At 60.7% G+C, this 13,340-nt stretch carries 14 protein-coding genes; 10 read left to right on the top strand and 4 right to left on the bottom strand.

From position 1 onward, the window contains the following. Nucleotides 1-15: 15 nt before the first annotated feature. Both BN1800_RS07970 and BN1800_RS07965 read left to right on the top strand, forming a co-directional pair. Nucleotides 16-261 (top strand): zinc-finger domain-containing protein, encoded by a 246-nt coding sequence (locus BN1800_RS07970; RefSeq protein WP_027509385.1) that lies wholly within the window; start codon nucleotides 16-18, stop codon nucleotides 259-261. Nucleotides 262-288: 27 nt separating this feature from the next. Next, on the top strand, nucleotides 289-1,437 hold the full coding sequence (locus tag BN1800_RS07965) for an FAD-dependent monooxygenase (RefSeq protein ID WP_086996308.1): 1,149 nt from the start codon (nucleotides 289-291) through the stop codon (nucleotides 1,435-1,437). Here BN1800_RS07965 and BN1800_RS07960 read toward each other — a convergent pair whose 3' ends face one another. Continuing rightward, a complete protein-coding gene (locus tag BN1800_RS07960; RefSeq protein WP_027509383.1) occupies nucleotides 1,438-2,628 on the bottom strand; it encodes a cystathionine beta-lyase in 1,191 nt (396 codons plus the stop codon). Nucleotides 2,629-2,995: 367 nt separating this feature from the next. Here BN1800_RS07960 and BN1800_RS07955 point away from each other — a divergent pair, with 367 nt between their 5' ends. The 6 genes from BN1800_RS07955 to BN1800_RS43855 all read left to right on the top strand — a co-directional run bounded on the left by BN1800_RS07955 (nucleotide 2,996) and on the right by BN1800_RS43855 (nucleotide 8,119). Continuing rightward, a complete protein-coding gene (locus BN1800_RS07955; RefSeq protein WP_027509382.1) occupies nucleotides 2,996-4,021 on the top strand; it encodes an amino acid ABC transporter substrate-binding protein in 1,026 nt (341 codons plus the stop codon). Between the two features lie 97 nt (nucleotides 4,022-4,118). Next, a complete protein-coding gene (locus BN1800_RS07950) occupies nucleotides 4,119-5,321 on the top strand; it encodes an amino acid ABC transporter permease (RefSeq protein WP_086996305.1) in 1,203 nt (400 codons plus the stop codon). Nucleotide 5,322: 1 nt separating this feature from the next. Then, nucleotides 5,323-6,477: an amino acid ABC transporter permease gene (locus tag BN1800_RS07945; protein ID WP_027509380.1), complete on the top strand. Its 1,155-nt coding sequence runs from the start codon at nucleotides 5,323-5,325 to the stop codon at nucleotides 6,475-6,477. A 16-nt stretch (nucleotides 6,478-6,493) separates the two neighbouring features. Beyond that, on the top strand, nucleotides 6,494-7,261 hold the full coding sequence (locus BN1800_RS07940; RefSeq protein ID WP_027509379.1) for an amino acid ABC transporter ATP-binding protein: 768 nt from the start codon (nucleotides 6,494-6,496) through the stop codon (nucleotides 7,259-7,261). 176 nt (nucleotides 7,262-7,437) lie between these two features. Beyond that, a complete protein-coding gene (locus BN1800_RS07935) occupies nucleotides 7,438-7,728 on the top strand; it encodes a hypothetical protein (protein ID WP_027509378.1) in 291 nt (96 codons plus the stop codon). Nucleotides 7,729-7,993: 265 nt separating this feature from the next. Beyond that, on the top strand, nucleotides 7,994-8,119 hold the full coding sequence (locus BN1800_RS43855; RefSeq protein WP_375714121.1) for a hypothetical protein: 126 nt from the start codon (nucleotides 7,994-7,996) through the stop codon (nucleotides 8,117-8,119). Between the two features lie 74 nt (nucleotides 8,120-8,193). Here the strand turns inward: BN1800_RS43855 and BN1800_RS07925 are convergent, their stop codons facing one another. The 3 genes from BN1800_RS07925 to BN1800_RS07915 form a co-directional block, all read right to left on the bottom strand. Beyond that, nucleotides 8,194-8,850: an HAD family hydrolase gene (locus BN1800_RS07925; RefSeq protein WP_027509377.1), complete on the bottom strand. Its 657-nt coding sequence runs from the start codon at nucleotides 8,848-8,850 to the stop codon at nucleotides 8,194-8,196. A 1-nt stretch (nucleotide 8,851) separates the two neighbouring features. Next, the gene (locus tag BN1800_RS07920) at nucleotides 8,852-9,610 is read right to left on the bottom strand and encodes a nucleotidyltransferase domain-containing protein (protein ID WP_086996299.1); all 759 of its coding nucleotides are present in this window, start codon (nucleotides 9,608-9,610) and stop codon (nucleotides 8,852-8,854) included. A gap of 656 nt (nucleotides 9,611-10,266) precedes the next feature. Continuing rightward, nucleotides 10,267-10,686, bottom strand: a complete 420-nt coding sequence (locus BN1800_RS07915; protein WP_143533916.1) for a hypothetical protein — start codon at nucleotides 10,684-10,686, stop codon at nucleotides 10,267-10,269. Nucleotides 10,687-10,773: 87 nt separating this feature from the next. Here BN1800_RS07915 and BN1800_RS40205 point away from each other — a divergent pair, with 87 nt between their 5' ends. Continuing rightward, nucleotides 10,774-11,085 (top strand): hypothetical protein, encoded by a 312-nt coding sequence (locus BN1800_RS40205; protein ID WP_143533914.1) that lies wholly within the window; start codon nucleotides 10,774-10,776, stop codon nucleotides 11,083-11,085. Between the two features lie 686 nt (nucleotides 11,086-11,771). Continuing rightward, entirely contained in the window at nucleotides 11,772-13,130 is a 1,359-nt protein-coding gene (locus BN1800_RS07905; RefSeq protein ID WP_086996296.1) for a tyrosine-type recombinase/integrase, read from the top strand. Nucleotides 13,131-13,340: the final 210 nt, after the last annotated feature.

Genomic DNA, 13,340 nt, shown 5'->3' with positions numbered 1-13,340 from the left:
CATTCGGAGACAGACATGGCCGGCCACAACATTCCCCACTTCCAGAACGACGGCGGACACCGCGTCATCGAAGTCGGCGTGAAGGAGTTCATGTGCACCGGCGCATCCGCGCCCTTCGATCATCCGCATATCTTCATCGATATGGGCGACGACAACGAGAAGGTCTGCTCCTACTGCTCGACGCTTTACCGCTTCAACAGCGCGCTGAAGGCGAGCCAGACGAACCCGGCCGGCTGCGTCTTCCACGTCAAGGCAGCGTAACGTCACTCACTAAAGATCGGACAGCAGATGCCGGTCGAACACGCCGCCATCATCGGCGCCGGAACTGCGGGCCTGACCGCTGCTCTGGCCCTCGCTAAACGCGGCATCAGTTCGGATATTTTCGAGCAGGCGGCCGCGCTTGCGGAGGTCGGCGCCGGCCTGCAGATCTCGCCGAATGCATCGCGCATCCTCGCAAAGCTCGGCATCCTGCACGACATCGAAAAAGTCTGGCTCGAACCGCAATTCATCCGCCTTTTCTCCGGCGACACGCTGCGCCCGCTTGCGGCCGTTCCGGCAGGCGATTTCGCGCGTACCCGTTGGGGTGGGCCCTACGGCGTCCTGCACCGCGCCACGCTGCAAAGAGCGCTGCTTGCGCAAGTCGAAGCGAGCTCTCTCTGTACCCTTCACTGCGGCAGCAGGATCGAGCCTGGCATCCTCCCGGCAACCACGCGCCAGGCGGATGTGATCATCGGTGCCGACGGCGTCTGGTCGAAGCTGCGGCAGGCAATCAAGGGCAGTCCCTCGCCGCGCTTTTCCGGTAATATAGCCTATCGCTTCACGATCGCCGGCAATTCCGCGCCGGCGTTCATCGACCGCGCAAGTGTTTCGGCGTTCCTTGGGCCGTCCGCCCATCTTATCTGCTATCCGCTGAAGGAGGCCGGCAGTTTCAATCTTGTCGCCATCACCGCCGGCAGTGCTGCGCGGCAGGACTGGCGCAACGAGCCGGCGGAGCAGCAATTGAAGCAGCTCACATCACGTTTTTCCGGATGGAGCGCCGATATCAAGTCGCTGTTCGGTGACGCCCGGATGACCTTCTGGCCGCTCTACGAGGCGACGGAGGGCACCTGGCAAAACGGAAGCGACACCGTCCTTATCGGCGATGCCGCTCACGCCATGACACCTTTTGCCGCCCAGGGCGCGGCGATGGCAATCGAAGATGGCTACGAGCTCGCGGCCCTGCTTGCGGCCCATTCTGTGAAGGAAGCCCTACCTCGTTTCGAACGGCAACGTGCGCCGCGCGTCGCGAAAATCCGCAAGCGCGGCGCATTCAACCGCTTTGCCTACCACGCCCGCGGCCCAGTCCGTCTCGGCCGCGATATTGTTCTTTCGCTGAAATCGCCGCAAAGCCTGGCAGCCGATCTGGACTGGATCTACGGCTACCGTCCGATCGATTGATCAAACGGCATTGGCAGCAGCAAGGCCGCGTTCGATGTCCGCCTTGATGTCGGCGACGTCTTCGAGACCGACCTGAAGCCGGATGACCGGCCCTTCCTGCGGCGCCTTGCGGATACGGCGGTCGTTGAGATTGACGTGCACTGCCAGGCTTTCGAAGCCGCCCCAGGAATATCCCAGGCCGAAGATCTGCAGTGCGTCGAGGAAGGCATGCGCCTTCGGCTTGAATTTTTCCGGGGCATCGGCCGCGAGCACGAAGGAGAAGATGCCGCTTGCGCCCTTGAAATCACGCTTCCAGAGTTCGTGCGACGGGAAGCTCGGCAGCGCCGGATGCAGGACGCTTGCGATCTCTTCCCTGCCCTCTAGCCATTTGGCGATCGTCAGCGCGCTTTCATAGTGCCGCTCAAGGCGCACACCCATGGTGCGCAGACCACGCAGGATCTGGTAGGCATCGTCCGGAGCCCCGCAAATGCCGAGCGTGATATTGGCTTCCTTCAACTGCTCCCAATACTTGGCATTCGCCGAGACCGTGCCCATCAGGATGTCGGAATGGCCGGAGGGATATTTCGTCGCGGCATGGATCGAAATATCGACGCCGAAGTCAAGGGGCCGGAAATAGACCGGCGTCGCCCAGGTATTGTCCATCGCAACGACCGCACCATGCTTGTGGGCGATTGCGGCAATGGCCGGAATATCCTGCATTTCGAATGTGTTCGAACCCGGCGCTTCAGTGTGCACCAACTTCGTGTTCGGCTTGAAAAGCTGCTCGATCTCCGCACCGATGGCCGGGTCGTAATATTCGACCTCGACGCCCAGACGCGTCAGCATCGTATCGCAGAAATGCCGCGTCGGCGTGTAGACCGAATCGACGATCAGAACGTGATCGCCGGAGGAGAGAAATGCGAGCAGCGGCACCGTAACGGCGGCAAGACCCGTTGGAACGAGGATCGTTCCGGCAGACCCCTCCAGTGCATTGATCGCCTCGCATAGCGCATCCGTCGTTGGCGTTCCGCGGGTGCCGTAGGTATATTTCTGCGACCGCGTCTCCATCGTCCTGGCGTTCGGGAAGAGCACCGTGGAGCCATGGACGACGGGAGGATTGACGAAACCGAAGTAGTCGACGGGATCGTTGCCAACATGGGTAAGGCGCGTGTTGATACCCGCGTTCTGCAGTAGACTGTCTCTGTCTTTCATAATCTGGAATGGCCTTTGGCGGAATGATGCAAAGCTGCACTTCTGGACCCGCCCCGCAAAACGGTCAACCCCGGGCTCGGAGAGGTAGATTACCCATTTCGTTACTTTGTCAGATATATCAGTGGATTACGCAACAATTTTCCGCAAAGGGCTGCCCATTTGCCGCTCAAATGCCTATCAGGACGGCGCATTTTGCCAAAATGCCAATTTCTGCCGCAATTGTGAACCGCGACACTTGACCGTGGTGATATTTGCGACTGTGATAGAACCGCTCGCGCCGGGAGGGTGTCGAGAATTGGGGGGCGAATGGTTTGCTTCAGCCGTCCCCTCCACAAAAACATAAGACAACAGATAAAGGTTGGGAAAAATGAAGATTAAGCTCCTGTCCGCCACCGTCGGCGCAGCAGTTTTCGCCCTTGGCGCCTCGGCTGCCTCGGCAGCCACTCTCGCAGACGTGAAGGCAAAGGGTTTCGTCCAGTGCGGCGTCAATAGCGGCCTCGTCGGCTTCGCTCAGCCTGACGCTTCCGGCAACTGGGCCGGCTTCGACGTCGATTTCTGCAAGGCGGTTGCTTCAGCCGTGTTCGGCGATCCGACTAAGGTCAAGTACACGCCTCTCTCCGCGAAAGACCGCTTCCCGGCGCTGCAATCCGGCGAAGTCGACGTCCTGTCGCGTAACACCACCTGGACGATCAACCGCGATACCGCTCTCGGCTTCAATTTCCGCGCGGTCACCTATTACGATGGTCAGGGCTTCATGGTTCGCAAGGGCCTGAACGTCAAGTCGGCTCTCGAGCTTTCCGGCGCCGCCGTCTGCGTTCAGGCCGGCACGACCACCGAACTCAACCTCGCCGACTATTTCAAGGCCAACAACCTTCAGTACAATCCGGTCGTTTTCGAAAAGCTCGAGGAAGTCAACGCTGCTTACGACTCCGGCCGTTGCGACGTTTACACGACCGACCAGTCCGGCCTTTATTCTCTGCGTCTGACGCTGAAGAACCCCGACGAGCACATAATCCTTCCGGAGATCATCTCAAAGGAACCGCTCGGCCCGGCCGTCCGCCAGGGTGACGACCAGTGGTTCGACGTCGTCTCCTGGACGGCCTTCGCTCTGGTCAATGCGGAAGACTTCGGCATTACCCAGGCCAACGTCGACGAGATGAAGAATTCGCCGAACCCGGATATCAAGCGCTTCCTCGGTTCGGAAACCGACACCAAGATCGGTACCGACCTCGGCCTCACCAACGATTGGGCCTATAATGTGATCAAAGGCGTCGGCAATTACGGCGAACTCTTCGAGCGCAACATCGGTCAGGGCAGCCCGCTCAAGATCGAGCGCGGCCTGAACGCTCTGTGGAGCAAGGGCGGTATCCAGTACGCACCGCCGGTCCGCTGATCGCCGGCCTGGAATGAAATACCGGAAAGGCGGGCAACCGCCTTTCCCTCGTCCAAGAAAAAAGCCCAAAACGGGCACATAGGGGAATTGGCTCGGCATGACGCAAGAGGCTCTGGGCACGACACCGTTGCCTAAAACCGGCTGGACCTTCCGGTCCGCCATGTATGACCCCAAATACCGGGGTATCTTCTATCAGGTTCTCACTGTCCTCGTCCTCGCCGGAGTGGTCTGGTGGATCGTGGACAACACGATCCAGAACCTCGCACGCAGCAATACGGCCTCCGGCTTCGCCTTCCTCAGGGGACGCGCCGGCTTCGAGGTCGGCCAGTCGCTGATTTCCTACTCCAGCGACTCGACCTATGGCCGCGCCCTCTTCGTTGGCTTCTTGAATACCCTGCTGGTCGCAGTTACGGGTATCATCACCGCAACGATCATCGGCTTTATCGTCGGCATCGGGCGACTGTCGCACAACTGGCTGATTGCCAAGCTGTGCACGGTCTATGTCGAAGTATTCCGCAACATCCCGCCGCTGCTCGTCATCTTCTTCTGGTATTCCGGCGTTCTCGCCGTTCTGCCGCAGCCGCGCGAATCCCTGCACCTGCCGTTCAGCATGTTCCTGAACAATCGTGGTCTCGCCTTCCCGAAGCCGATCTTCGAAGCGGGCATGTGGGCGGTTCTGATTGCCTTCATCGTCGGCATCGCCGGCGCCATCATCACCGCGCGCTGGGCGCACAAGCGCCAGGCCGCGACTGGCCAGCCGTTCCATACGATCTGGGCGTCGATCGCGCTGATCGCCGGCCTGCCGGTCCTCGCCTTCCTGGTAACCGGCCTGCCGATGTCCTTCGACCTTCCGGTCGCCGGCAAGTTCAACCTGACGGGCGGCTCGGTCGTTGGCCCGGAATTCATGTCGCTGTTTCTGGCGCTGTCGTTCTATACGGCAGCCTTTATTGCCGAGATCGTCCGCGCCGGCATTCGCGGCGTGGCCAAGGGGCAGTCTGAGGCGGCAGGCGCCCTTGGGCTGCATCCTTCCTCCATCACCCGCCTTGTCGTGGTACCGCAGGCCTTCCGCATCATCATTCCGCCGCTGACGAGCCAGTATCTAAACCTGACGAAGAACTCGTCGCTCGCCATTGCGATCGGCTTTGCGGACCTTGTCGCCGTCGGCGGAACGACCCTCAACCAGACAGGCCAGTCCATCGAAATCGTGCTGATCTGGATCGTCGTCTATCTCAGCCTCAGCATTCTCACGTCGCTGTTCATGAACTGGTTCAACGCCAAGATGGCACTGGTGGAGAGATAAGATGTCCGTTTCCAACACCTCCTTTGTCAGAACGGCGATACTCACGGCTGAACCGCCGCCGCCCGGCGAACGTGGCGCTCCCGCTTGGGTTAGGCGCAACCTGCTCGCAACGCCGCGGGACATCGTGTTGACGGTGCTCGCGATCGCCGCCCTCGCCTGGGTCCTGCCGCAGCTGATTGACTGGCTGTTCATCCAGGCCGTGTGGACGGGCACCGACCGCACCTTCTGTGCAACTGCCGTTCAAGGCGGCATCCAGCCCGATGGCTGGAGTGGCGCGTGCTGGGCCTTCGTCAATGCGAAATTCGATCAGTTCGTTTTCGGCCGCTATCCGCTCGACGAGCGCTGGCGTCCGACGATCGTCGGTATTCTCTTCGTGCTCCTGCTGGTGCCGATGCTGATCCCGTCGGTGCCGCGCAAGGGCCTGAACGCGATCCTGCTTTTCGGCGTGCTGCCGATCTTCTCGTTCTTCATGCTTTATGGCGGCTTCGGCCTTGAAGTCGTCGACACACCGCTCTGGGGCGGTCTGCTCGTGACGCTGGTCGTCTCCTTCGTCGGCATGGCGGTCTCGCTTCCGTTCGGCATCATGCTGGCGCTCGGCCGACGATCGAGACTGCCCGTCGTCAAGGTGGTCTGCGTCACCTTCATCGAAGTGATCCGCGGCATCCCGCTGATCACGGTCCTCTTCATGGCAAGCGTCATGCTGCCGCTCTTCCTGCCCACCGGTTGGAATGTCGACAAGCTGATGCGCGCCGTCATCGGCGTCTCGATCTTCGCCTCCGCCTACATGGCGGAAGTCATTCGCGGCGGCCTGCAGGCAATCCCGAAGGGCCAGTATGAGGGAGCCGATTCACTCGGGCTCGGCTACTGGCAGAAAATGCGGCTCATCGTGCTGCCGCAGGCGATCAAACTGGTCATCCCGGGCATCGTCAACACGTTCATCGGCATGTTCAAGGATACGTCGCTCGTTTCGATCATCAGCATGTTCGACCTGCTTGGCATCGTCCGCCTGAACTTCACCGACGCCAATTGGGCAAGCTCGGTCACGCCGCTGACAGGCCTCGTCTTCGCGGGCTTCGTCTTCTGGATCTTCTGCTTCGGCATGTCGCGCTATTCCGTGTTCATGGAACGCCACCTCGACACCGGCCACAAACGATAAGAATGAGGGAATAAACATGGCTGAACCCAAGAAAATGACCGTTTCCGCAACGGATGTGGCGGTCGAGATCATCAACATGAACAAGTGGTACGGCGATTTTCACGTGCTGCGCGACATCAACCTCAAGGTCATGCGCGGCGAGCGCATCGTTATCGCGGGCCCGTCGGGCTCCGGCAAGTCGACGATGATCCGCTGCATCAACCGCCTGGAAGAACATCAGAAGGGCCACATCCTCGTCGATGGCACGGAGCTCACCAACGATCTGAAGAAGATCGACGAAGTGCGCCGCGAAGTCGGCATGGTATTCCAGCACTTCAACCTCTTCCCGCATCTGACGATCCTGGAAAACTGTACGCTGGCGCCGATCTGGGTGCGCAAGATGCCGAAGAAGCAGGCGGAAGAGGTCGCCATGCACTTCCTGAAGCGCGTCAAGATCCCGGAACAGGCGCATAAGTATCCCGGCCAGCTTTCCGGCGGCCAGCAGCAGCGTGTGGCGATCGCCCGCTCGCTCTGCATGAACCCGAAGATCATGCTGTTCGACGAGCCGACCTCGGCGCTCGATCCGGAAATGATCAAGGAAGTGCTGGACACGATGGTGGGCCTTGCCGAAGAAGGCATGACAATGCTCTGCGTCACCCACGAAATGGGCTTTGCCCGTCAGGTGGCCAACCGCGTCATCTTCATGGACCAGGGCCAGATCGTCGAACAGAACTCGCCCGCCGAATTCTTCGACCATCCGCAGCACGAGCGCACCAAGCTCTTCCTCAGCCAGATCCTGCACTGAGCTGAAGAACCTTTTTTAAAGAAAAGCCGCCGGAAGAAACCTTCCGGCGGCTTCTTTCATTTATTGCCCCCGAAACCATCGCCTGCCCTCCGGAAGCAGGCAGCGTTCAGCCATAGAAAAGTGAAGGCGCATACCTATCTAAGATAGCATCGCCGACCCATGTCATGGAGCCCCCGATGAAAGCCGAATTCGCCGCAGTTCTTGTCATGGGCGCATTGATTGCAGGCTGCACGGCCGGCGGAGACATTTCCGGCCCAGGATTGGAGCCCATTCCCGGCAGCATCACCTATAGCGGCCAGCCCCGTACGAAGCTGACCAAATCGCCGATCGGCTCGTCGTTTCCTCACACATTTTACGATAACAGGGGCCGCGAGGTCGAAGAGACCTACATCATCCGCCCCGACCGCAGCCTGATGATCGCCAATCGCGTCTACCGTCCGTTTTTCGACTTTGATGACGACCGCTGAAAGTCGCGGCGGCGTTCCAACCCGCCAAAGCGCGGCTTGCCGAAATGGCGTCAAATGACGTCGTGCAACGGTCTGCTTTAACTCTTGATTAGGTATCCATTTGCTTCAGCGTGAAGTTATGCGATGCTCTCTGCTTAAAATCAGGCCCGAGATAGAATGAGGGCCGAAGGACGGGGGCAGAAAAATGATGGAAATTCACGGTTCTCAGCGCGCAAACGGCAGGTCGGAGCGCCCTCTGAACTGCCGGACAGAAGTCGAAGCTGCGATGTTCGACATGATCCAGCGCCTGCAACAGCATGGCTGGACGCCGGCCGAAGTGGCGCTCGCGCTCGCGGACGCCGCCGAGGATTACGTGATGCTGCTCGCCAGCAAGAAAGCCGGCAGCCACTGAGGGGCACGCCGGCTAGCCGCCCTGTAAGCTACAGCGTCTGCGTTCAGGGCGGAAACGCGGCCCGCATCATGCGATCACTCGGATGCCCAGAGATGGCGCAGCCGCGGATGCTGGCGAACGTCGGAAGCGGAAGCGAACGGATTTGCGTCCCAACCGGCCTGCCTCGCCACGGCCACGATTTCGGGCTGGTCGTCGAAAAATATCGGGCACTCGCCGGCGCCGATGCTCAATCGGGAATTTATCGCCTCGAAAAAGCGGATGTCCTTCTTCGGGTATCGAATTTCTGCACTGTAGAACATACCGTCGAACAGCTTCGAAAAGCCGAGCTCGTTCCAGAGAAATCGCGCCCGGTGATGCTCCTGGCCGGTTGCCACGTAGAGTTCGACAACGCTGCCGCTGCTCCTTATGCCCTCAATCAGATCAAAGACCTCACTGTTGAGATTCGAATCCTTTTCGAACCAATATCTCATGAAGTCCTTCGCATCGCCGTGATATCCAACCTCCGGCAGAACCTCGGCAAGCGCCTCCGCGAGATCGCGTTTGCCGGAGATACATTCAGCCATAAGCGCGTTCGAACGGCCGCCTGCGCGTCCAAAGAAGAGATTGCCGAATGCCGCCCGGTCAACACCGAGATCAGCCTCAATCGTCGCGTCCCAGGGTTTGCGGCGCAACGGATCGGCATGCCAGCCATCGATAAGCACACCATCAACATCAAAGAAGATTTTCGTCATCTCAAATCCTCCATCCCGGCACGGCACTTGTCTTGCGGGCATCCAGGGGCGCCTCGCGGCAATCTCCATCGAAATACCGGCCACCCTTGCGAGCCAGCTCTGCTTCGGTCAAACGTAGAAGTTCCCCAGGCCGCCCTTCAGCGGCATGCTTGAAACCTGCGTCGAACGCCTCGAACAACTCGTTGTCGAGCTGCTTCAGAAGGCGTGGAATCCATTTTCCTTTCCCGGACCAAGTGCCGCGTCCAAGAAGCATCAGATCGGCAAGCGGCTGATAAAGCTGGGACGCAATTGCACGGAGTTCAGCTCCGCTGCGTTCACCGCAAAGATCGTCCAGCAGATCGGTGATTTGATATTTGAGCGCATCAAGCTCCTGCCTGGCAAGCTCAGGTGGGCCGTCCTTCAGCAACTGGGCGGCATGGCTTTGCCACGTCCGGCCATTTTCCTGGCCAGGCCCGATAATCCGTCCGGACGCCACCATGTGAACGATGATCGGATGGCCGGATTTAAGGTCGCGTTCGAAGAACCAGTTGAGCGTCTCTGGATCATGAACGAATGCTTCGAAGGGAATGCCGTCTTCAACGAACGACTCCCGCCATGCCCGATCAAGCTTATCGAAGACGACGACCAGGTCGATGTCGGAGTTTTCCGTGCCCTCTCCGCGAATAATCGAGCCCGCAGCAAAGGCGAAAGAATAGACATCAAATCGCGCTGAGAGGACGCTACTGGTTATCCGCAAGGCTTCATCGATCTGCTTCGGCATCCTAACCCCATCATCGGAGATCATTCAGAGACCAGATTTGGCAACGCCTGTCTGTAGGCGTTGCGAATTTCACTTAAAATCAAGCATGTCCGACCCGCTCGACGTTCCAGGTCGGGTCCTTCAGCACCGCAATGCTTGAACAGACCACGTTCTATCATCAGCTCGAAGCGCAGCACCTCCCTGCATCACCGTAGAAGATGGGGCGAAAGCCGAATACCCGATCTCCGGGTCGGACACAGCAGATAAGTGGCAACCCCTGCAGGATTCGAAGCTGCGACCAGGTGCTTAGAAGGCAGGGAGCAAATCCAACGTTTTCAGGGCTTTTCGCTATTTCAAACTGTAGACGCGACCCGAATATGATTGAAATCTTGCCACGATGTAAACGGTTTCCGGCCTAGTACGGAAGGAGAGAAGAATAGACGGCGGATTCGTGATAGGCGGTCGCCAGAAATATAGGCGAGTGCCTGATCGCCAAGGATGGCTTCGCAGCCATTCACCTGCCCCTGAGATAAAGACGTGCCAAAGATACCAGACGTGCGAGAGCGCACGCTTGCGTAGAACGCTGCGCGATTCATTGGGAATTCCCTTAAGATTGGGCGCGAAGAAACGCCTGGTTACGGGGCGCGCCTCATTGCGGTTCTTTGGAGGCTAAGGCGCTACCAACTTTCGAGCTTCTTGGTGACCGGGAGACCACGGCGGCGAATGTTTCCGCCGAACAGATAATTCCAGCGTCGAAGCAGTACGCTTAAAGGCGATGCCCTGAACCGCAGCGGACGGCCAAGCAGGGACGCCAACGCACTCACATAGGCTTTGGCCTCGCAAGGCATCATATGAACACCGTCGTCGGAATAGATACGGCGCAGCGCCCCGCGACTGTCCGCATAGCGTGGTGGCATCGGGAGGAACAGCAGACCGGCCGCTTCGGCCAGTTCCTGCAGCGCTGCAGACAGGGCACGGTGTGCCGCTATGCGTTGGTCAAGCGTTCCACACGCCGGCAGTTCAGTGTTTGGACGGCGATCCGATGGAAACGGCGGCTGCGCAAGGACTATTTGCGTGCCGTCGAGATCGGCTTTCATGGCGGCCATCCTGGCCAGATATCGGGTGGCTAGATTGTGCGCCTCCGCCTGAATGCTACGTCCGGACTTTTCCGCAGCTGGGATCAAATGGCAGCGAACGTCGATTTCGCCGAACATCAGAACAACAGCGTCATGGCCGGAAAGGTCGGGAGTTATGGCGCGAACGAACGCTGGACCATCCCGCGCGATCCTGTGCATGGTCACCGGCCCTATCCAGTGGATCGAGGCATCCTCTACCGCGTCAAAGCAGTAGGCGGAATGACTATCGCCGAATATATGCAACCTCACCCTGAAATCCCCCGACACGTGAACCTATTTAGCATGGCATCAAGCCCGCCAGAAGAGTTCAGGTATCGGGAGCCGGCAATTCTTCGGCCCGAGCAGGCGAACGAGCTGTGAAAGCATGCCCTTCAGGACGCCCCACAGCTCATCGCCTGAGTTAAGCTCGCTCGCGGCGTCATGTTGCGCAACGGGCGGGAACCCAAATTCATGGCAGCGGCAACCGTTTCGGCCTCGGCATCGGTCATGCGCCGCCACGGTACCGATTTTCCCAAGATGTACGGGCGCGGCGGCGGCGCGTTAAATTCCCCCACCTCAAGATTCCACTTCTGTGTGGCATAGGTAGATGAACCGGAACCTCTACAGCCCTGCCGGTCGAGTTCTGCTGCCCCCGGTCGTTAAACCGCTGGTAAAGCCCATCCGAATCCAAGTGTGAAGCGGAGGCTCGCTGATGGACCAATCCGAATTCACCGCAACAATCGCGACACGAAAGAACGCCTTGAGGACGAAATTTTGTAACTGGTGGCAAAATACCGTAAACGGGGTCCAAAATGCGGCAGAATACGGCCTGCAAGTCATTGAAAAGATTGGCGACCCCTACAGGATTCGAACCTGTGACCACCTGCTTAGAAGGCAGGTGCGAGGCCCGACGGGGTTTCCCTTCGTTTCAGGGCGTTCCTAAGTATCTGATATAATTGACTTTTGTTCAGTGGCGGATCTATGATTCCGCCCACGGGCTCAGACGGTTGCGCCTTCGCGAAGCCAATGTTGACCAGTCTGCCGCCCAGAATCGAGCGGAGGAATCCATGGCCAGGAAACGCGCATTGGACGACAGGTACATCCAGGCCCTGCGGAGGAAGGGGCGCTATGAGGTTCCCGACCCCGGCTGCCCGCGCCTGTGGCTGCGGGTCGGCCCGAGACGGATCGTGTTCCTGCTGGTCGCCCGCCTGGGCGCGGCGCCCAACCCCACCCGCCTGACGCTCGGCGTCTATGACCCGACGACCCCGCCGGAGGTCAGGACGGCGGACGCATTGACCCTGGCGGAGGCCAGGACGAAGGCGGAACGCTGGAACGCCTGGATCGACCGCCACCTCGATCCGAGGGCGGAGGAGACGAGGCTGGCGGTGGAGCGCGCGCAGCGGCTGCGGGCCACGTTCGGGCTGGCGCTCGAGGACTATCTCGCCCACATACCCGGCCGAAAACACAACCGCCAAGCCGCGCGCGACCAGGGAGACATGCGGCGCGAGCTTCTCGACCCCGAGCGGAATCCGTGGATCGGCAAGCCTCTCGCGGAGGTCGACGACGTGGACGTTTCCACGCTGATCGCCGCGGTCCGGGACCGTCCCGCGCCAACCTCGGCGTACAACCTTTTTCGCAGGGTCAAGACGTTCTTCACCTGGGCGCACGCGCCCGAACGGCGCCGCGACTACTATCTCGGGCCGACCAGCCCGATCGCCAGCCTCGAGGCGATCAAGCTCGAGCTCGGCCCCAACACGCGGGACCGCGTTCTCGGCGCCGACGAGGTGGCGGCCTACCTGGCGGCGGCGGCGGCGACGCCCTACCCCTACGGTCCCTTCTACATGGCGATGATCCTGACGGGCCAGCGGGAGAACGAGGTGGCCGGCATGCGGCGCTCCGAGATCGACATGGCCGGGCGGCTGTGGACGATCCCTGCGGCGCGCTACAAGCCGGGGCGGGCCCACGCCGTGCCGCTGTCCGACCAGATGATGGAGCTGCTCCAGGCGCTGCTGCGCGTCCTTCCGGCCGGGCACGGCGACTGCCTGTTCAGCGTCGACAACGGCCGGAACCCGATCGCGGACTTCTCCCACCCCGTGCAGGCGTTCAAGAGGGCGGTTTTGTCCGCGCTGCGCGAGGCCAAGCCGGGCGCCGAAATGGCCCCCTGGGAGCTGGAGGACACCCGCCGCACGGTGCGCTCCGGCCTTTCGCGGCTGAAAGTGCCAAAAGAGGTTGCCAGAGCCGTCCTCGGACACGCGAAGCAGGGCCTGGACCGCGTCTACGACCTGTACGAATACCTGCCCGAGCGCGAAGAGGCGCTGGCGCGGTGGGGGGAGACGATCGCCGATACCGGGCGCAACGCGGGCGCCCCTCCTTCCCGCGCAGGGAAGCCGGCCCCGACTGAACGCGGCCGGGAGCGCCGCCGGTGACACGCGAGGAGCTCCACCGGCTGGTCTGGTCGGAGCCGGCGACGAGGGCCGCACGCCGGCTGTCGGTCTCGGACACCTACCTGCGCCGGGTCTGCAGGACCCTCGCGGTGCCCTCGCCGCCCCGCGGCTACTGGGCGAAGCGGGCCGCGGGCCTCGACCCGCCGGTCGTTCCGCTCCCCGCCGCGCCGCCTGGCACGCCACCCGGATGGT

Source organism: Rhizobium sullae (assembly GCF_900169785.1).
Taxonomy (GTDB): domain Bacteria; phylum Pseudomonadota; class Alphaproteobacteria; order Rhizobiales; family Rhizobiaceae; genus Rhizobium; species Rhizobium sullae.
Note: the sequence above shows the minus strand (reverse complement) of the source record. Positions and strands in the feature narration are given on the sequence as shown.